This is a genomic window from Acinetobacter sp. GRABPA_MV_2 (assembly GCF_056725885.1).
The window spans coordinates 36,697-55,144 of the sequence record NZ_JBWZNA010000012.1; the positions used below are offsets into that span (position 1 = coordinate 36,697).

An 18,448-nucleotide genomic window follows, 5' to 3' on the forward strand; every position below is an offset into this window, starting at 1 on the left:
CTAATATTATTCTAAAATGGAATAATTTATTCTTTATTATGCTTTCACTAAAATCACTACAGTGCTTCGTTACGCTGGTCAAAACTAAAAGCTTTACCCGTACTGCTGAAGAGTTGTATCTGACTCAACCGACTATTAGTAAAATATTACAGCAGCTTGAAGAACAGCTTCAGGTACAGCTGTTGGTTAAACCTGATCATGGACGAAAAAGACAAATTGAACTAACTGAAATTGGAGAACGCATTTATCAACATGCGATCGAGCTTCTTCAGGCAGAACAGAACATCTTTCTTGAAATTGAAAACTACCAACAATTAAAAACAGGAACTTTAAAACTTGGCGTTCCGCCTTTAGGTTCGCAGCTTCTAACAACTGCCCTGTTTGATTATCATCAGCAATTACCAGATATTGAATTGGCTTTTATGGAAGTGGGTTCACGTGGTATTGAACAAGCCTTACTCAATAACGAGTTAGACGTTGGCGTTTTATTGCAGCCATTTGATACGCAAATTTTCAATAGTATTGAGCTATGTAACTACCCTTTAATGGTTCTTTTACGTCGGGATGCGACTTGGGCAACACGCAAAAAAATAAATCTAGAAGAGCTACAACACCAATCGTTTTTAATGTTTCCTGAAAATTTCTCTTTAAACAGTATTATTCTCGATGCCTGTAAGCAGCATGGTTTTTACCCAACCATTGCTTGCCGTACCAGCCAATGGCACCTTTTGGCAGATATGGTGTTACAACGCATGGGAATTGCTCTCTTGCCACAATATTATACCGACATGCTTGACCCTAGTTTATTTGCAGCGGTACCGCTTGAAAAACCAAATATTCAGTGGCACTTAGTCATGGCTTGGAAAAAGAATCTTCCTGTCTCACCAGCGGTACAGGCATGGCTTAGCATTGTTCGTCAACATTTTCAGCACATTAAGCCCTAACGTTGAACACTGAAATGGCTTAATTCAAAAACTGATAAAGCTTTTCCACAAAAAAGCTACCCAATCTTGGATCAGCTCACTTAGACTAAATCCGATTGTTTTATGACATGGACAATAACAATGAATAATGAACATTTTATGCTGTACACAGATTCACAATTTCTAAGCCCCTATGCATTTACTGTTTTTGTCGGGCTACATGAAAAACAAATTCCATTTGAAATAGCGACCATCAACTTAGGCCAGCAAGGCCAGTTTGAAAAATCTTATGTAGCAAAGTCATTAACTGCCAAAGTGCCTGTACTTGAGTATAATGATTTTGCCTTATCAGAATCCTCCGCCATTTTGGAATATCTTGAAGAGCTTTATCCAGACACATCTATTTATCCAAAAGATATTCAAGCACGCGCAAGAGCAAGACAAATTCAGGCATGGCTCCGATCCGACTTAGTGGAACTAAGAACTGAGCGTCCAACCGATATTATTTTTATTCAGCCCAAGTCCACTCCACTTTCAGAAGAAGGCAAAAAAGCAGCCGAGAAACTTTTCTTTGTTGCAGAAAAACTTCTTGCGTCTGATGCCGAATTTCTTTTTGGTTCATGGAGCATTGTGGATGCTGAACTTGCCCTGATGTTGCAACGCCTTATCCAAAATGGTGATGCTGTACCAGAACGTTTAAAAAACTATGCATTAAAGCAATGGCAACGTCCGACTGTACAAAAATGGCTCGCCTTGCGACATAAATAAATCCTTTTATTTACACCAAACACGAGATAAAAAATGAGTGATTCAACCTATATTCCTCCACAAGTTTGGCAATGGACTGGAGAAAAAACCGATTTAAACCAACCTACTTCGGGTGCGCGTTACGAACATGAGCTTCCAGTTGGCAAACATCCGCTCCAGCTCTATTCTTTAGCAACGCCTAATGGTCAAAAAGTCACTATTTTGCTAGAAGAGCTTTTAGCATTAGGACATCAAAATGCTGAATATGATGCTTGGTTGATTAAAATTGGTGAAGCACAGCAATTTGGCAGTGGCTTTGTGGAAATTAATCCAAACTCTAAAATTCCAGCGTTAGTTGATCATAGCCAAAACCCGCCATTAAGAGTGTTTGAGTCTGGCTCAATTTTGCTTTACTTGGCTGAAAAGTTTAAAGCATTCATTCCAACTGATATTGCTGCACGTATCGAATGTCTTAATTGGTTATTCTGGCAAATGGGCAGCGCGCCTTACTTAGGTGGCGGTTTTGGGCATTTTTATGCTTATGCACCCGTTAAAGTTGAATATGCAATTAATCGCTTTGCCTTGGAAACGAAACGTTTACTTGATGTGTTAGATCAGCATCTAGCAAAAAATGAATATTTAGCAGGTTCTGAATATAGCATCGCTGATATTGCAGCATTCCCTTGGTATGGTGGTCTGGTTAAAAACTGGGTGTATAACGGCGCGGAGTTTTTAGGTGTCGAACAATATAAAAATGTTCAGCGCTGGGCAGATGCGATTTTAGCACGCCCTGCGGTTCAACGTGGTCGTATGGTCAACCGTACTTTTGGTGATTTAGCTACACAGTTGCATGAACGCCATGATGCAAGTGATTTTGAGACCAAGACTCAAGATAAATTGCAGAATCAGTCTTAAAAATATCATTCAGTTTTTGACTTACCCGCAAGATATTTCATTTTTGCGGGTATTCAAAGTTGGCAAAATAACTCGTATATAACTCACTCAGCCAAGCGACAAAAACGCGTACGCGTGGCGAGAGCTGCCGATGCTGCGGATATAAAGCAGAAACTGACATCTTCGGGATTTCCCATTCAGATAAAACCTCAACCAGTTGCCCGTCTTTTAATTCATTCGCCACATGATAGCGCGGAACCTGAATTAAACCTGCCCCACGTAAAGCAGATAATACATAGTTTTCAGCATCATTTACCGCGATCCAGCTTTTTAAAAAATAATCTTGTTTTTTACCGTTCACCATCAATTCAAATGGATAATTCCGTCCACCTGATGTCGAAAAGAAATTAACACAATAATGTGATAACAAATCCTCTGGTTGCTGTGGCATTCCATGTTTATTTAAATAGTCAGGACTTGCACAAATCACTTGTGGCATATCCACCAAATGTCTAGCAATTAAAGTGGAATCATCCAAACGCCCCGCTCTCACCACACAGTCTATCCCTTCCCTAATCAGATCAACCAAGCGATCCCCCGTACTGATTACTAGTTCAATGTCGGGGTACAACTCGTGAAATTGATCGATATTGGGTAAAACAATTTTAGTCGCATGTGCGCCTGATAAATCGACTCGTAATAAACCACGGGGCTGAGCAATTACATTGCGTAAAGATGATTCTGCATCATCAAGTTCCGATAATATTTGTGTGCAGCGTTCATAAAATGCCTGTCCATCTAGTGATGGTCTTACATGCCGAGTCGTCCGTTCTAGCAAACGGCACTGTAAATTACTCTCTAACTCCTTAATGGCATTACTTGCAGTAGCACGTGGGATATTTAGCTGATCGGCTGCCTGACTAAAGCTACCTAGCTCTACGATGCGGGTAAAAAGTTGCAAGGTATCAAATTTATCCATAGTGCTCGCTTTTAACTCTGCCAATTATTAATTTATATGGAATTATCTTATCCAATTCTGATGATTTATCCCATATTTCTATATTATTAAAATAAGCCATACCTACTCAAACAGGCAATCTAAAAATGAATATTTCAAGAAAAACAGCTCTAGTTACTGGTGCATCACGTGGTATTGGCCGTGCTATTGCAGAACACTTAGCTCAAGATGGTTTTTATGTAATTGTTAACTATGCTGGCAATAAAGTGCATGCTCAAGCCACTGTAGAACATATTATTGAGCAAGGTGGTCAAGCCTCAGCTATTCAAGCGGACGTCGCAAATGAACATGAGGTGAGCCGTTTGTTTCAAGAAGCTAAAGCGATTAACGGTCAGTTAGATGTGGTAGTTCATAGTGCCGGTATTATGCCTATGGCAAAAATTACACCTGAAAGCCTGCCAGATTTCGATAAAGTGATTCATACCAATTTACGTGGCTCGTTTTTAATATTGGCACATGCGGCCGAAACAGTGCCAGATGGTGGTCGGATTATTGCGCTTTCAACCAGTGTAATTGCCAAATTTTTTCCGGCATATGGTCCTTATATTGCTTCAAAAGCAGGTGTCGAAGGTTTGGTACATGTGTTAGCAAATGAGTTACGTGGACGAAATATCACTGTAAATGCAGTTGCGCCCGGCCCGACAGGCACTGACCTTTTTTACAATGGAAAAACTGAAGAGCAAGTGGCAGCTATTGCAAAACTTGCTCCATTGGAACGAATCGGAACACCTGACGAAATTGCTGACGTAGTTGCCATGCTAGCTGGTCCAGATGGACGTTGGGTAAATTCTCAAGTCATTCGAGTAAATGGTGGATTTGCTTAATTTCTATATTTTAGAAAGTCTAAGTTTGGAATATATAAAATATATTTCAAACTTATCAAATGAATGTGATGACAACGTATCAAGTTAAATTAAACAAACAATCCCCAAATCAATCTCAATGCAATCCCAATCAACAACAATCCCATTACCCGCTCAAAATAAACTCCGAACTCTAAAAACCGTTTACGTACAATAGGCTGAGCAAACAATACACTCACTATCATAAACCAGATGGCATTGACCATACACATCCACACCCCATAAAAGACCTGAACTTTCATCGCTGTCGTTGTACTTACAATCGTCGTAAAAATTGCCAGAAAAAAGATAGTGGCTTTGGGGTTTAACGCATTAGTCAGAAAACCCATCGTAAAGGCTTTAAATAAACTCGGCGTGTCACTGTCTGCTTGACTATTAATCTCAATATTGTTGGTATTCGGCTGGCTGTGTAAACACTGCCATCCTAAATACAGCAAGTAGGATGCTCCCGCTGTTCTAATCAGTGACATGAGCCATTCACTTTGTTGAATCAAAAAACCAATGCCAACAAGCGTATAAAACACATGCACTGAAATCCCGACGCCAATACCAATTGCGGTCATACACCCTATTAAGTAGCCATAACGCACACTTTGTCTTACCGTAATCACAAAATCTGGTCCCGGTAAAATCACCGCCATAAAGTGAATGAGAGCTAGCGTTAAAAACTCATGCCCATACAACTGCCACATAACAATTTAGTTTCCTGAAAATCACCTAAAAGATTGTATTGTGATTTTTTAGACGCGATAATCCAATTAAAATCCAAATAACTTTTGCCTCATGAGCACAAATCAAAGTCTGGTTCTGTTAAATGAAATGGCGACTTTCGTTAAGGTGGTCGAGTCGGAAAGTTTTTCTGAAACTGCCCGCCAGCTTGGTACAACACCTTCTGCTGTTAGTCGTGCGATTGCTCGTTTAGAACGTGCTTTAGGCACCCGCTTACTCTATCGGACCACCCGGAAACTTCGTTTAAGTGAAAGTGGACAACAGGTCTATCAACGCTGTTTAGATATGGTCAATGCGGCACAAGCAGTCATGGAAAGTTCTGGGCAATTTCATGTCGAGCCAGAAGGTATTATTCGTATGAGTGTTCCGAAAGCTGTGGGACATTTTATGATTCACCCGCATTTACCCGAGTTTTTAGAGCGCTACCCGAAAATTGATATACAAATGCTTTTAGAAGATCGTTATATAGACCTGATTGATGATGGCGTTGATCTAGCACTTCGAATTACAGAGCAACCACCGGGTGGGCTGATGGGGCGAAAGCTCATTGATATTGATCACTTGGTTTGTGCCACACCTGAATATTTAGCAAAGCATGGCACTCCGAACCATCCTCATGATTTAAAACAGCATGACTGTATTTACTTAGGTGAACAAGCCAGTGACTCAAAATGGAAATTTCAACAAGGAAATAAATCGATAAGTGTGACTGTGCGTGGACGTTATGCGGCAAACCATACGGGTGTGCGTTTGAGTGCAGCATTACAGCATTTAGGTATTGCGAGCTTGCCGTACTTCGTGGCACGCCATGCTCTACAACAAGGTACCTTAGTTCAGGTTTTACCAGACTGGTATTTTAAAACCTATTATAGCGGTGGGCTGTGGTTACTTTACCCACCGACACGGCATGTCCCGCCTAAATTAAGTGTGTTGATTCAATATTTAGCAGATAAACTAGCAGCAGAACCAACGTTATTAAAAGCATTTGTGTAGTTAACTTAGTTAAAATTATCTGCAAATTCTAAAGTTATCTTATAAATCACAATTTCATAACATCCAATAAAAATCGGACACCAACGCCCGATTTTTCTTAAATAATTTTCAATCTACTGCTTATTTTCTAAGTACATCGCCAATGCTTGGGTCTTTATCAAAAACCGATTTAGCATATGGGCAAAGCGGAATCACCTTTACGTCTTTTTCACGAACAAAAGCCACCAAAGCATCCAGTAATTGGCGACCTACGCCTTGTCCCCGATAATTTTCATTTACATCTGTAGCATCAATAATCAGCATGCCTTCGCCTGCCCATGTATAAGTCATTTCGCCTGCAACAGTTTCACCATCAAGTAAGCTAAAGCTGCCGTGTTTTGCATCATCTTTTTGTTGAATATTCACAATGAATTCCTCATATTATGGCTTAAATTTATTTAAAAATGACTTTATATATCTTTATCTATAAGAACAAATTTAAGTGTAAAAAAATAGACTATTTTTAGCAGTGAGTCTGTATGCTTTTTAAATACAATCGTCAATTAAATTAGTGAAACTCTTGCACCAAACTATTAATGTGCGCCACGGCAGCAGTTCGATTTTCAACGCAAAGTTTTTCAAAAATATGTTCTAAATGCTTGTTCACGGTCCGTGGACTAAGCTCCAATATTTCTGCAATATCTTTATTGGTTTTCCCTAACAATAACCAGTGCATGACTTCTGCCTCACGTTGAGTCAACTGTGGGCAATATTTCAAAATATCAGCCATTTCCAAAGCCGGCGTAGAAGTCTTAATCTGTATCAGATAATTTTTTGCCACACTTTGCTCACTTTCCCACGGTGTAAGCAATAACAGCTGTAATTGCTGGGATGGCGTTGAATAAGAACAGCTGGTTAATTTTTTAGGGTCTTTTTCATTTTCTAAGTCTGAAAACCAAGCTTTTAAGCCTGCTTCAAAGCCCTCTAATTCAGGTAAATATTGATTCAGTAAATCACTGGCTTTTTGGGTTTTCCAAACAATTTTACCTTGAACATCTAGCGCAAGAATGGCTGTTTCCGTCGCATCAATCACCTGTTTCTGTTGCTGCAATAGTTTGGCATGTGCCAAATGTGTTTTTACCCTTGCTAATACTTCTTCTATATTCAGAGGCTTGGTTACATAGTCCACCCCGCCGACCTGAAAACCACGCACAATATGTTCTGTCTCAGACAAACCTGTCATAAAAATAACGGGAATAAACTGCGTAATCGGACTCGCTTTAAGCTGTATACAACTTTCAAAACCGTCCATATGTGGCATATTGCCATCAAGCAAAATCATATCTGGTAAGCATCGGTGTGCTATTTCAATAGCACTTAACCCATCGGTTGTGACAAGTACGCGATAACCTGCCTGATCTAGACTTTCATGTAGCAAGCCTAAATTTTCTGGCACATCATCCACAATCAGAATAACAGCCTGCTCGTTTGGCGAAGCTTGCTGAAAAGAAACATGTTGCGTACTCATTGCTTATCCTGAATTAATCGTTGCGCGTGTTTTAAATCAAACTTTTGAATAGCCTGTTCCAACTGTTCCCATAACTCATCATGCTCCGGAAAATTTTGACGGCATTGCATTAAAGTCTGTTGAATTCCTCGAATATAACCCTGTCCAATTAAATCATTTAAATGCTGCAAGCTTTGCGGTAAATCGAGCAGATCATTATTTTCTGGTTGTGTAATTGATGTATGAACAGTGGCTTGCTCTTGCTTAAACACTTTTACATCCAATGCTTGAACTTCATTATTTTCAAGGTGTGCATCTGATTTGGAATCAATCCATACTAAACCTAACTTATCTCCAATTTTACTGAGCAACAAATTCAGGTCGATTGGTTTTAACATAAAGTCTTCACTTAAGACGGCATCTTGTGGATTGACTTCGCGCTCGCCTGCATTGGCCGAAATAATTAAGATCGGTACATTGGTAATATTATTCTGACGTAACAATCGTGCTGTTTCCCACCCGCCCATCAAAGGCATATTTAAATCCATCAAAATCAGGTTCGGCTGAAAAATAGGTACACGTCTTAAACAATCAATGCCCGACTCGGCTTCTTCAATCATAAATCCTAAAGGTTTGAGAAAATTAGCAACTAATCCTCGGTCCACCGCTTCATTATCGACAACCAAAATTCGTTTTCGTTCGCCTTGATAGCCTGTAATTTGGTTGGAGTAAACATTAGAAATTGGATGAACTACTTCTTTTGAAGGTAAATAAAACTTAATCTTAAAGTGTGAACCCTGATTGAGCTGACTAGTCACAGATAACTGTCCACCGAGTAAATCGACTAATAATTTTACAATGGGTAGTCCGAGTCCTGTTCCGGTAAATCCGCCTTGAACCACATTACTGCCCCGTTCAAACGGATTAAAGATTCGCTCTAAATCTGCCTCGGCAATACCACAGCCCGTATCTCTAATTTCAAAGTAAGCTGTTTGAAAACGGTACTCGACCTTCAAAGTAATTGTGCCGCTCGTCGTAAACTTTAAGGCATTGCCCAGCAAATTGATGAGCACTTGCTCTAAGCGTTTTTTGTCGGTACGAACATAGTGCGGCAGGTTATCTCCAATTTCATAAACAAACTGTAAATTCTTCTGTTCAAACTGTGGCTGAAACATTTGAATAATTTGTTCAATAAAATTTGGGAAATGAACGTCCACTACATTTAAAGAAATCTTGCCTGTTTCAATTCGCGCTAAATCTAGTAAACCGTCAATCAGTGAAGTTAAATGCTGCCCACTACGGCTAATCACACCGAGCGCCATTTTGCCTTGTTCTGAAAGCTGCTCTTGTTTTTGAAGTAATTGGCTATAGCCTAAAATACTATTTAGAGGCGTTCTTAGTTCGTGACTAATGCCAATGACATAACGGCTTTTTGCATCATTTGCCCGTTCTGCTGAAATTCTGGCATCTTGCAGGTCTTTTGAAGTGACTTCATGGGCAGCAATTTCATCAATCAATAATGCAGTTTGCTGATGCGTTTCGATTTCGGCATTACGACGACTTTCATCGTTTAACACTAACCACCATGCAGCAACACTCATTAATAAAAATAAAATGGTGTAAATTTTGACAAACAGTGTAAATAACTGAGGAACGGCTGCGGCATTAATGGTTTCTAAATAGGTTTTTTCTTGGATATAAACCAGACTTAAACTCACTGCCAAAACAATAGACAGCCCTAAAGTCAATAATAAATACAAACTGACCCTACTATTTAAACGGCTAGCCCAACGTTCTGGTAAATAGTGCCAGATGGCTTTTTTGAGCTGTACTGACCAACGTGCATCGGGTTTACATAAATCGTGACAGCGTGCTTCAAGTGAACAGCATAGAGAGCAAATCGTACCGTTATAGGCTGGACAGCCAGCCATATCGGCAAGTTCATAGTCCCTTTCACATACCACACAGTTAGCAACCGACGTCGCTTGAATTTTTTCAGGTTGGCGTGCAATGTAATATTTGCCTTTGGTTAAGTAAGCAATGACAGGCACGCATAACACCGCACTCCCTAGAGCAATGAAACTCGCCAAGCCTTTTGCCATGAGACCAAAAAAGCCCAAATAACTCAGCATAGATAACACTGAGGCAATCAGTAATGCGCCCACACCTACGGGGTTAATGTCATATAAATAAGCACGGCGAAATTCAATTCCTTTCGGGCTTAGACCTAAAGGCTTACAGATAATTAAATCGGCAACAACGGCACCAATCCATGCCAAAGCGATATTGCTATATAGCCCCAAAATGCGTTCAACTGCATGGCTAATCCCCATTTCCATCAAAACAATGGCAATAAAAACGTTAAAAAGAAGCCAGACAATTCGCCCCGGATGGCTATGAGTTAAGCGCGCAAAAAAGTTTGACCATGCCAGTGAGCCAGCGTAGGCATTAGTCATATTAATTTTAATTTGCGCCAAGCAAACCAGTGCTAAAGTCAATATTAACGCTAGCTGAGGGTTTGGAATAAATTGTTGATAGGCAACCCAATACAAATAAGTCGGATTATCTAGTTCAGAGACAGGAATAAACAACTGAAAAGCCAACACCATCAGCAGCATGCCCATCAAAACTTTTAGAAATCCAAAAATAATCCAAGATGGCCCCCCTAAAAAAACAGCAAAACGCCATGCAGTTCTGTTCTTTTCTTGTTGGGGTAAAAAACGTAAATAGTCGGCTTGCTCACCAATTTGGATCACAAATGAAAAAATAAGAGTGCACGCCGCACCAAAGTAATACAGATTGAAATCAGTCGAGTTTGAAACCGCACCAACAAAATGCAGGCTGCTACTTAAAATTTGTGGCTGTTTCCAAAGTACAAAAAACCACGGTAATAACAGCAATAAGAGCCAGATGGGTTGTGTGATTGCCTGAACTTTATTAATAAAACCAATGCCTTTAACTACTAAAGGCAAAATCACTAAGGCAGAAATTAAGTAACCAATAACTTGCGGAATACCTAAAGCAAGCTCAAGTGCCATCGCCATAATTGCGGCTTCAAACGCAAGCAAAATAAAGGTAAAGCTGGCATAAATCAGAGATGTAATGGTTGAGCCAATGTAGCCAAAACCTGCACCACGAGTAAGCAAATCGACGTCTACATTATATTTTGCAGCGTAATAACTGATCGGCCAACTGGTTAAAAATATAATGGTACATACGACAATTGCTGCCCATACTGCATTGCTAAAGCCATACTGCCAAAGCATGGTTGCCCCAATGGCTTCCATCGCCAAAAAGCTAACGGTCGAAATTGCGGTGTTGGTCACAGTCCAAGGTGACCATTTTCGTACTGAGGTCGGTGCATAGCGGAGCGCATAATCTTCGATACTTTCATCTGCCACCCAAATATTATATTCACGGCGTGTTTTGATCACACGTTGTGGGGCTTGTTGGGGGCGTGAAGAATCTGGCATAACACTCATGTTTTGGATAGGGCTGTATTAAACCCAGCAAACCTTATGCCAAAAGTCATTTATCATGGCGATTTTCTCGAATACGCACATATACGCAAAATAACGTATTTTCAATTTTTCCCAAAAATCACACACTCAAATCCATCAAAAAACAATGATCAATATTTGTGTTGATTGACCGAAAATGATTGGGAGATTGATGTTATGAGTGTATCTGAACATCCAAATCTGGACACTGTGCAAGGTACAGATTCACAAAAAGCAGTGAATGAAACCTTAGAAGATTATACTTTACGTTATGCTCCACACAGCTTTCGGCGCTGGAGTCCCAAAGTTGTCGCTATTACTGCACTTGGTGGTATTGCCTATCTTGCTGACTTTTCTATTGGCGCCAGTATTGGTATGTCTTACGGAACAACCAATGCTGTTTTCTCCATTTTATTTGCAGCGATTATTATCTTCTTAACAGGCATTCCTTTAGCCTACTACGCAGCGCGCTATAACATCGATCTTGACTTGATTACCCGCGGTGCAGGTTTCGGTTATATCGGTTCAGTCCTGACCAGTATCATTTTCGCCAGTTTCACCTTTATTTTCTTTGCCCTTGAAGGTTCAATCATGGCGCAAGGTTTATTGCTCGGTTTAGGCATTCCGCTTTGGGCAGGTTACCTCATCTCAACAGTTATGGTCATACCGCTGGTAATTTACGGTATGAAAGCCTTAAGCAAATTACAAGTCTGGACTACCCCGCTTTGGCTCGTTCTGATGATTGGTCCTGTGGCCTACCTGATTTATCAAGAACCAACCTTAGTCAGCCAGTTTGCCACTTTTACAGGTAACGAAGGTTTTGCAACCGTAGACATGGCTGCAATCATGCTGGGTGCTGGTATTTGTTTATCGCTCATCATGCAAATTGGTGAGCAAATTGATTACTTACGTTTCATGCCTGCTAAAACAAAAGAAAATAGCAAAGCATGGTGGGCAGCCGTTATTTCAGCGGGTCCGGGTTGGGTGATTTTAGGGGCAATCAAACAAATTATTGGGGCGTTTTTAGGGTTCTATTTACTCACTAAAATACCGGGCGTAAACAGCACTGAACCTGTTCAACAGTTTAATGCGGCGTTTCATGACATGCTTCCGGGCTGGGCAGCTTTAACACTTGCAGTGATTTTGGTAGTTATTTCTCAAATTAAAATTAATGTGACCAATGCTTATTCTGGTTCCCTTGCATGGACAAGTGCCTACACTCGTATTAGCAAACATTATCCTGGTCGTATTGTCTTTGTGATGGTGAACTTAGCAATTGCGCTTGCTTTAATGGAAGGCAACATGTTTGCGGTACTGGGTAAAATCTTAGGATTCTATTCAAACTTTGCAATTGCATGGGTTGTAGTTGTTGCAACAGACATTTCAATCAACAAATATGTTTTAAAACTTTCACCTAAAGAGCCGGAATACCGCCGTGACATGCTATACAACGTAAACCCTGTCGGTATGGTTGCATTCCTTGTTTCAGCAGGTTTATCGATTGCAGCATTCTTCGGCTTACTCGGTAGTTTCTTGGCGCCTTACTCACCGCTTATCGCACTTGTGCTTGCCTTTGTATTAACACCAATCATGGGCCTATTAACCAAAGGAAAATACTACATCAAGTCACACGATGACGGTATTAAAGAACCACGTTACGATGCTGAAGGGACTCCTGTTGCTACCGTCTATCACTGCCGTGTATGTGAGCAAGGCTATGAGCGTCCAGATATTATGTTCTCTCACAAACATAACGGTACGATCTGTTCTTTGTGTAAAACACTTGACGCTTAAATATTCTTAAAACTAAAAAAGAAGCTTTAAAGCTTCTTTTTTTTATATCTGATGATTCTTAGCCAATCGGGAATAAACGTTCAGGCACTACATCTTTCATCACAATGGTTGAGATGAGTCGTTGCACACTTGGAATAGCAGATAATTTTTCATCGTACAAACGCTGAAAAGCAGGTAAATCTTTAGCCACCACATGTAGTAAATAATCTGGCTCACCAAACAAACGCTGTGCCTGAATAATTTGCGGTATGTCTATCACGGCATTTTCAAACTTCTCGACTGCCTGTTTATCGCCCTCTTTAAGCGTAATAAAAACAATCGCTGAAAATTCAAATCCCACTAAGTTTGGGTCGAGTTCTGCCCGATATCCTTTAATAGCTCCTGACTCTTCTAAAGCCTTCACTCGTCTATGACAAGGTGAAATGCTCAAACCGACTTTTTCTGCCAACTCGGTAATAGATAATCGGCCATTTAATTGCAATTCAGCAAGAATCTTTTTATCTGTGCGATCCATTTAGAAAAATTTACCCCAAATGAGTGTGATATGAGCAAACATTTAAAAGCACATTCTAAATACATGAGCATATTATTTTCAACAAGCTCGAATAAATAGGGATTTTTTCTAAACCACGGGCGAAACCTTTGGAAAATAGTTTGCCGAGATAAGTATATGGCTTTTAATATTTTTATTGCATTTTGGAGTGTCTCCATTCTTTTTATTATTACGCCAGGAGCAGACTGGGCCTACGCCATTTCGGCAGGGATTAAAGGCAAAGTCGTCGTCCCCGCTGTTGCAGGTATGCTATTTGGGCACTTTATTACGATTTTATTGGTAGCGGCTGGTGTTGGTCTGCTTGTAGCAAATAACCCAACTGCTCTGATGATCCTTACTGTTGCGGGTTCTGCTTATTTATTATGGATGGGAATAAACTTATTACTTACCCCTCCTACTCCGAACGAGTCAGATTCTGAAAAAGCTCAGTCATGGTTGAGCTGGGCAACCAAAGGCGTTTACGTGAGTGGATTAAACCCGAAAGTTTTTTTACTCTTTTTAGCCCTGCTTCCTCAGTTTATTGATACTACTGCTTCATGGTCAGTGACAACACAAATTCTTGCCTTTGGTGTTGTTCACATGATTAGCTGCGCGATAATTTACTTAATGGTAGGTTATGGTTCAGAGGCTATTTTAAAAACCAGACCACAAGCAGCACAGTTAGTTGGTCGTTTTTCAGGTGGTTTGATGGTTGTTATCGCTACATGTTTATTGATTGGGCAAATTTAAAAAGTCATTCAGCAAAAGTTACTGGCCTCCATTTCAGGTCAGTAACTTGAATAATAAAATATGAGAAAAAATTATCTCATTCGTTTGAGGTTATAAGTCACCACTCCCCAAATAACCAGTTCTTGCCCCTCTTCAATATAAATATTTTGATAATCAGGATTTTCAGCTTTCAGCCAAATTTTAGGTGGCTGAAATTGACTATCAATCATTAGGCGCTTCACAGTGAAATCATTGTCGATGAGTGCAATCACAATATCACCCGATTTAGCGGGAATGCTACGGTCCACAATAAGCGGATCATTAATATCAATTCCAGCATCTAACATGGATAAAGAGTTGGCTTTAACAATAAACGTGGCATTTTCATTTCTAATTAAATATTCATTTAAATCGAGTGCTTGCTCAATATCATCTTGCGCAGGTGAAGGAAAACCTGCCGCAACACGTTCAGTTGCCAAAGGAATGTGGTAAATTTTATCGTTATTCGGGTGGACCTGTTGGACATTAAGTTTTGAGTTAAAGTCGGTCAAGTTATTAGTTTTGACATTATTCAGTAACCAATTTTTGATAAAGTTAACTTGAGACTCGGGAACACGAATGACTTTGGTGGGTTCATTGAACTGTGCTTTACGTCCGGCATTTTCTCGTGCACCGCCATGCTCGAACTCTTTTTTCTTTGGCATATTGCCTCCATTCCACTGTTCAAATCCTACACAAACAATGTAACTTGAAAAAGTTACATTTTCAAGTTGACGAAATATTTTTTTTGCATAACAATAAATCTCATGATCAGATTTTAATCCATTTTGCTTTTAACAGGGATGTTTTAACCAAAATGGCAATTTGAAGAAAATCAAAACCTATTTCGGAATAGTCGTTATCGCTGACTGTTTTTTGATTTTTATCAAATGAGATTCTGAACACTTAACATTCTGGTTAAATTCAGTTTTTTGGTATGGAGACATGCGAAATGAAAAATCAACGTGATGCGGTTTTAGGTTATGCAAATGAGCAACATGCTTACTATATCCGCCTAATTGAAAATGATGCGGTTTTAGGTGAAAGCTACGGATTATTTTGTGAAAATCCAGATAGCGAAGCAGCCGAAAGTATTATGACGACACTTTTTTTGAAAAAATCTTTTTGGTTAAACGGCTCTGAATACCTTGATATTGTAAAAGGCTTACAACCTCTCCCTCAGTAAATACAGTAAGTAAGCTAAAAAACAAAGGAGGCAAAAGCCTCCTTTGTTTTTAAAACATTCTGCTTAGGACGTAAAACGTCCGTAGGCATCACGTTTTTGATTACGAGAGTTTTGACCACGGCCATCATAATCATCGTCGTCATCACGGCTACGGCGACGACCTCGGCCACCTGAACGGCCTCCGCGATCGTCATCATCATCGTCGTCATCACGACTGCGACCTCGGCCACCTGAACGACCACCGCGATCGTCATCATCATCGTCGTCATCACGGCTGCGACCACGACCTCGGCCACCTGAACGGCCACCGCGATCGTCATCATCATCGTCATCACGACTGCGGCCACGACCTCGTCCGCCAGAACGGCCTCCGCGATCATCGTCATCATCATCGTCGTAACGGCTGCGACCTCGACCACCTGAGCGGCCACCGCGATCGTCATCATCGTCGTCATCACGGCTACGACCTCGGCCTCGACCACCTGAACGGCCTCCGCGATCGTCATCATCATCGTCGTCATCACGACTGCGACCTCGCCCTCGGCCACCTGAACGACCACCGCGATCGTCATCATCATCGTCGTCATCACGGCTGCGACCACGACCTCGTCCGCCAGAACGGCCTCCGCGATCATCGTCATCATCATCGTCGTAACGGCTGCGACCTCGACCACCTGAGCGGCCACCGCGATCGTCATCATCATCGTCATCACGGCTGCGACCTCGGCCTCGATCACCTGAACGGCCTCCGCGATCATCGTCATCATCATAACGGCTGCGACCACGACCACTTGAGCGGCTACCGCGATCGTCATCATCATCGTGATCATCACGACCGCGGCCACGACCATTACGGCCATCATTTTTATGGCTTAATGCACCCGCTTCACGCGCTTCTTCAGACGTAAATTCATGAGCGTTACCACTTGCATGGGCTGCTCGGCCAGCTTCACGAGCTTCTTCAGAGGTAAACTCATGTGCATTACCACTCGCGTGAGCAGCTCGCCCACCTTTGCTAGCTATTTCTCGTACTCTTTCAGGATCCATACTTGCAAATCCACGATTTGAAGTACCTGTTCTATTGTTATCATCATCTTCATATCTAGTATTAGCCATAGTTATATCTTCCTATATTTAATTATAGTCACTACCGCTTTTGGTTAACGGATTTAATAACAATAGAATATCTATAATATTTTCCCACCCTAGTGATGTATCAATCCTTTTAAATGTATATCAATCTAAAAATGAAATTTCCTATAAGGTTATTATTTTTAAAATATTTTAAAAATTTTAATTATTAATAATTTTACTCTTTAAATATTGGATATACTCATTATTACCTAAGGGCACACTACAATATATTTTTACAAACATAGTTAAAATAATTTAACTGATAACAAAAAATTTCAAAATGTACAAAACAGTAGAATAACACAACATCAGGCCTATTGAGAAAATAACAAGCAAACAATTATTTTAATTAAAAAACAATAACATATATCATTACATTTTCAGAATTAATTTACTTGAGAGATTTATATGAATATTTAAAAATAATTTTAATAAGATGGTTTGAGTAACTTAACTATGCAATTAAAAAATCAACAGTCAGCTCTACAATATATCCATATTTCTATTCCTGAAATTTTACTAGGACATATTAAGTCCAAAAACTCATGGCAGGACTATGACAAAGAATGGAGCTATAGATTAGACCCACCTCATGCAAGTCATCCTTTCCAAAGGGATTTATACATTATTAAGTCAAAAAATATAGAACATGAAAATATAAAACTGTTGCTAGATAATATAGCTATTAAAAATAATAAAAATTCAGAAAATATAGATGAAGCAAAAGAAATTATTAAAAAAATATTAGAATTATCTAATAATATACCGATAGAAAACTGGTTAGAGGATACAGGAAATAGATCTATTATTGAAAGCATGATTGATAAAAACAAAATCAAGTTAATCGATATTATTTAACCCTCAAATATAAAATATTTTTTTACATCCTTATAAATAAAATAACAAAGACAACTTATTAAAAAATTCATTTTACTCACATTTACGCGGTAACAGCTCACTATATGAAAATTAGATATTACAACCGAGGTATTTAAAAATGGAAAACTCAACAAACCAGTATCCAACATCTGCCCCCGCACAAGTTCAATCTCATCAACCAGGCGATCAGGAAAAAATGCACCCTGAACCTGAGATTATAAAAAGTTCACATAAAGGTAGCGATAAGCTAAAAGGTAAAGTTGCCGTTATTAGTGGTGGCGATAGCGGTATCGGGCGTTCTGTCGCAGTATTGTTTGCCCGTGAAGGTGCCGATATTGCAATACTTTATCTTGAAGAAGATCAAGATGCTGAAATCACTAAACAACTCGTTGAAAGAGAAGGACAACATTGTCTTTTATTAAAAGGTGATATTTCTGATCTAGATGTTGCAAAACTCGATATTGATAAAGTTCTACAACATTACGGTAAAATTAACATTTTAGTGAATAACGCTGGTGTGCAATATCAACAAAAAGAAATTGAAAGCATTAGTAATGCGCAATTAGAAAAAACTTTTAAAACTAATATTTTCCCAATGTTTTATCTTACTAAAGAAGCCATTCCTTATATGGAAGAAGGCGACAGTATTATTAATACAACCAGTATTACCAGCTACCAAGGCCATGATGAGCTCATTGATTATGCAAGTACCAAAGGTGCGATTACTACTTTTACGCGTAGTTTATCGAACAATTTAATGAAGCAGAAAAAAGGAATTCGCGTGAATGGTGTTGCGCCGGGACCCATCTGGACCCCCTTAATTCCAAGCAGTTTCGATGCAGAAACCGTTAAGGAGTTTGGTAAAGATACCCCAATGGGAAGAATGGGACAACCAAGTGAAGTTGCACCTGCTTATCTTTTCCTTGCCTCAGATGATGCAAGTTACATTACAGGTCAAGTCATTCATGTAAATGGTGGTCAAATCGTAAATGGTTAATCCCT

General features: G+C 39.8%; 18 protein-coding genes. 10 read left to right on the forward strand and 8 right to left on the reverse strand.

Features of this window, described 5'->3' with window-relative positions:
• The first annotated feature begins 38 nt into the window (after positions 1 to 38).
• The 3 genes from ACXM0J_RS11715 (at position 39) to yghU (ending at position 2,585) form a co-directional block, all read left to right on the forward strand.
• Complete coding sequence (locus ACXM0J_RS11715) at positions 39 to 944, forward strand: LysR family transcriptional regulator (protein ID WP_086266158.1); 906 nt, start codon at positions 39 to 41, stop codon at positions 942 to 944.
• A 120-nt stretch (positions 945 to 1,064) separates the two neighbouring features.
• Complete coding sequence (gene yfcF / locus ACXM0J_RS11720) at positions 1,065 to 1,691, forward strand: glutathione transferase (RefSeq protein ID WP_086266159.1); 627 nt, start codon at positions 1,065 to 1,067, stop codon at positions 1,689 to 1,691.
• 33 nt (positions 1,692 to 1,724) lie between these two features.
• Positions 1,725 to 2,585: a glutathione-dependent disulfide-bond oxidoreductase gene (gene yghU / locus ACXM0J_RS11725; protein WP_086266160.1), complete on the forward strand. Its 861-nt coding sequence runs from the start codon at positions 1,725 to 1,727 to the stop codon at positions 2,583 to 2,585.
• 37 nt (positions 2,586 to 2,622) lie between these two features.
• On the opposite strand, the gene ACXM0J_RS11730 is transcribed toward yghU, so the two are convergent.
• Positions 2,623 to 3,543, reverse strand: coding sequence for a LysR family transcriptional regulator (locus tag ACXM0J_RS11730; RefSeq protein ID WP_086266161.1), 921 nt, complete (start codon positions 3,541 to 3,543; stop codon positions 2,623 to 2,625).
• Positions 3,544 to 3,668: 125 nt separating this feature from the next.
• Between ACXM0J_RS11730 and ACXM0J_RS11735 the strand changes: the two genes are divergently transcribed.
• The gene (locus tag ACXM0J_RS11735; protein ID WP_086266162.1) at positions 3,669 to 4,406 is read left to right on the forward strand and encodes an SDR family oxidoreductase; all 738 of its coding nucleotides are present in this window, start codon (positions 3,669 to 3,671) and stop codon (positions 4,404 to 4,406) included.
• 89 nt (positions 4,407 to 4,495) lie between these two features.
• Here ACXM0J_RS11735 and ACXM0J_RS11740 read toward each other — a convergent pair whose 3' ends face one another.
• Positions 4,496 to 5,137: a LysE family translocator gene (locus ACXM0J_RS11740; RefSeq protein WP_086266163.1), complete on the reverse strand. Its 642-nt coding sequence runs from the start codon at positions 5,135 to 5,137 to the stop codon at positions 4,496 to 4,498.
• A gap of 91 nt (positions 5,138 to 5,228) precedes the next feature.
• On the opposite strand from ACXM0J_RS11740, the gene ACXM0J_RS11745 reads away from it, so the two are divergent.
• Entirely contained in the window at positions 5,229 to 6,167 is a 939-nt protein-coding gene (locus tag ACXM0J_RS11745) for a LysR family transcriptional regulator (RefSeq protein ID WP_086266164.1), read from the forward strand.
• Between the two features lie 120 nt (positions 6,168 to 6,287).
• Here ACXM0J_RS11745 and ACXM0J_RS11750 read toward each other — a convergent pair whose 3' ends face one another.
• The 3 genes from ACXM0J_RS11750 to ACXM0J_RS11760 all read right to left on the reverse strand — a co-directional run bounded on the left by ACXM0J_RS11750 (position 6,288) and on the right by ACXM0J_RS11760 (position 11,135).
• Positions 6,288 to 6,572 carry a GNAT family N-acetyltransferase gene (locus tag ACXM0J_RS11750; RefSeq protein ID WP_005069864.1) on the reverse strand — a complete coding sequence of 95 codons (285 nt, stop codon included), beginning with the start codon at positions 6,570 to 6,572 and terminating at the stop codon, positions 6,288 to 6,290.
• Between the two features lie 142 nt (positions 6,573 to 6,714).
• A complete protein-coding gene (locus ACXM0J_RS11755) occupies positions 6,715 to 7,674 on the reverse strand; it encodes a response regulator transcription factor (protein WP_086266165.1) in 960 nt (319 codons plus the stop codon).
• Positions 7,671 to 11,135 carry a hybrid sensor histidine kinase/response regulator gene (locus ACXM0J_RS11760; RefSeq protein WP_086266166.1) on the reverse strand — a complete coding sequence of 1,155 codons (3,465 nt, stop codon included), beginning with the start codon at positions 11,133 to 11,135 and terminating at the stop codon, positions 7,671 to 7,673. Before ACXM0J_RS11760 ends, ACXM0J_RS11755 begins: the two co-directional genes overlap by 4 nt.
• A gap of 195 nt (positions 11,136 to 11,330) precedes the next feature.
• On the opposite strand from ACXM0J_RS11760, the gene ACXM0J_RS11765 reads away from it, so the two are divergent.
• Entirely contained in the window at positions 11,331 to 12,947 is a 1,617-nt protein-coding gene (locus ACXM0J_RS11765) for a purine-cytosine permease family protein (RefSeq protein WP_002114289.1), read from the forward strand.
• A 58-nt stretch (positions 12,948 to 13,005) separates the two neighbouring features.
• On the opposite strand, the gene ACXM0J_RS11770 is transcribed toward ACXM0J_RS11765, so the two are convergent.
• Complete coding sequence (locus tag ACXM0J_RS11770) at positions 13,006 to 13,461, reverse strand: Lrp/AsnC family transcriptional regulator (RefSeq protein WP_000376211.1); 456 nt, start codon at positions 13,459 to 13,461, stop codon at positions 13,006 to 13,008.
• Positions 13,462 to 13,617: 156 nt separating this feature from the next.
• Here ACXM0J_RS11770 and ACXM0J_RS11775 point away from each other — a divergent pair, with 156 nt between their 5' ends.
• Positions 13,618 to 14,229, forward strand: a complete 612-nt coding sequence (locus tag ACXM0J_RS11775; RefSeq protein WP_086266167.1) for a LysE family translocator — start codon at positions 13,618 to 13,620, stop codon at positions 14,227 to 14,229.
• Positions 14,230 to 14,300: 71 nt separating this feature from the next.
• Here ACXM0J_RS11775 and ACXM0J_RS11780 read toward each other — a convergent pair whose 3' ends face one another.
• The gene (locus ACXM0J_RS11780) at positions 14,301 to 14,912 is read right to left on the reverse strand and encodes a LexA family protein (protein WP_086266168.1); all 612 of its coding nucleotides are present in this window, start codon (positions 14,910 to 14,912) and stop codon (positions 14,301 to 14,303) included.
• 287 nt (positions 14,913 to 15,199) lie between these two features.
• Between ACXM0J_RS11780 and ACXM0J_RS11785 the strand changes: the two genes are divergently transcribed.
• Positions 15,200 to 15,433, forward strand: coding sequence for a hypothetical protein (locus tag ACXM0J_RS11785; protein ID WP_002114518.1), 234 nt, complete (start codon positions 15,200 to 15,202; stop codon positions 15,431 to 15,433).
• 63 nt (positions 15,434 to 15,496) lie between these two features.
• On the opposite strand, the gene ACXM0J_RS11790 is transcribed toward ACXM0J_RS11785, so the two are convergent.
• Positions 15,497 to 16,549 (reverse strand): KGG domain-containing protein, encoded by a 1,053-nt coding sequence (locus ACXM0J_RS11790; RefSeq protein ID WP_262470371.1) that lies wholly within the window; start codon positions 16,547 to 16,549, stop codon positions 15,497 to 15,499.
• A gap of 474 nt (positions 16,550 to 17,023) precedes the next feature.
• Between ACXM0J_RS11790 and ACXM0J_RS11795 the strand changes: the two genes are divergently transcribed.
• Together ACXM0J_RS11795 and ACXM0J_RS11800 are read left to right on the forward strand one after the other, a co-directional pair.
• Positions 17,024 to 17,425 (forward strand): DUF6367 family protein, encoded by a 402-nt coding sequence (locus ACXM0J_RS11795; RefSeq protein WP_086266170.1) that lies wholly within the window; start codon positions 17,024 to 17,026, stop codon positions 17,423 to 17,425.
• A 139-nt stretch (positions 17,426 to 17,564) separates the two neighbouring features.
• Positions 17,565 to 18,443: an SDR family oxidoreductase gene (locus ACXM0J_RS11800; protein WP_086266171.1), complete on the forward strand. Its 879-nt coding sequence runs from the start codon at positions 17,565 to 17,567 to the stop codon at positions 18,441 to 18,443.
• Positions 18,444 to 18,448: the final 5 nt, after the last annotated feature.

Coding starts and splice junctions, on each gene's coding strand:
- ACXM0J_RS11715 (WP_086266158.1), top strand. CDS start 39: ATGCTTTCACTAAAATCACTACAGTGCTTCGTTACGCTGGTCAAAACT.
- yfcF (WP_086266159.1), top strand. CDS start 1,065: ATGAATAATGAACATTTTATGCTGTACACAGATTCACAATTTCTAAGC.
- yghU (WP_086266160.1), top strand. CDS start 1,725: ATGAGTGATTCAACCTATATTCCTCCACAAGTTTGGCAATGGACTGGA.
- ACXM0J_RS11730 (WP_086266161.1), bottom strand. CDS start 3,543: ATGGATAAATTTGATACCTTGCAACTTTTTACCCGCATCGTAGAGCTA.
- ACXM0J_RS11735 (WP_086266162.1), top strand. CDS start 3,669: ATGAATATTTCAAGAAAAACAGCTCTAGTTACTGGTGCATCACGTGGT.
- ACXM0J_RS11740 (WP_086266163.1), bottom strand. CDS start 5,137: ATGTGGCAGTTGTATGGGCATGAGTTTTTAACGCTAGCTCTCATTCAC.
- ACXM0J_RS11745 (WP_086266164.1), top strand. CDS start 5,229: ATGAGCACAAATCAAAGTCTGGTTCTGTTAAATGAAATGGCGACTTTC.
- ACXM0J_RS11755 (WP_086266165.1), bottom strand. CDS start 7,674: ATGAGTACGCAACATGTTTCTTTTCAGCAAGCTTCGCCAAACGAGCAG.
- ACXM0J_RS11760 (WP_086266166.1), bottom strand. CDS start 11,135: ATGAGTGTTATGCCAGATTCTTCACGCCCCCAACAAGCCCCACAACGT.
- ACXM0J_RS11765 (WP_002114289.1), top strand. CDS start 11,331: ATGAGTGTATCTGAACATCCAAATCTGGACACTGTGCAAGGTACAGAT.
- ACXM0J_RS11770 (WP_000376211.1), bottom strand. CDS start 13,461: ATGGATCGCACAGATAAAAAGATTCTTGCTGAATTGCAATTAAATGGC.
- ACXM0J_RS11775 (WP_086266167.1), top strand. CDS start 13,618: ATGGCTTTTAATATTTTTATTGCATTTTGGAGTGTCTCCATTCTTTTT.
- ACXM0J_RS11780 (WP_086266168.1), bottom strand. CDS start 14,912: ATGCCAAAGAAAAAAGAGTTCGAGCATGGCGGTGCACGAGAAAATGCC.
- ACXM0J_RS11785 (WP_002114518.1), top strand. CDS start 15,200: ATGAAAAATCAACGTGATGCGGTTTTAGGTTATGCAAATGAGCAACAT.
- ACXM0J_RS11790 (WP_262470371.1), bottom strand. CDS start 16,549: ATGGCTAATACTAGATATGAAGATGATGATAACAATAGAACAGGTACT.
- ACXM0J_RS11795 (WP_086266170.1), top strand. CDS start 17,024: ATGCAATTAAAAAATCAACAGTCAGCTCTACAATATATCCATATTTCT.
- ACXM0J_RS11800 (WP_086266171.1), top strand. CDS start 17,565: ATGGAAAACTCAACAAACCAGTATCCAACATCTGCCCCCGCACAAGTT.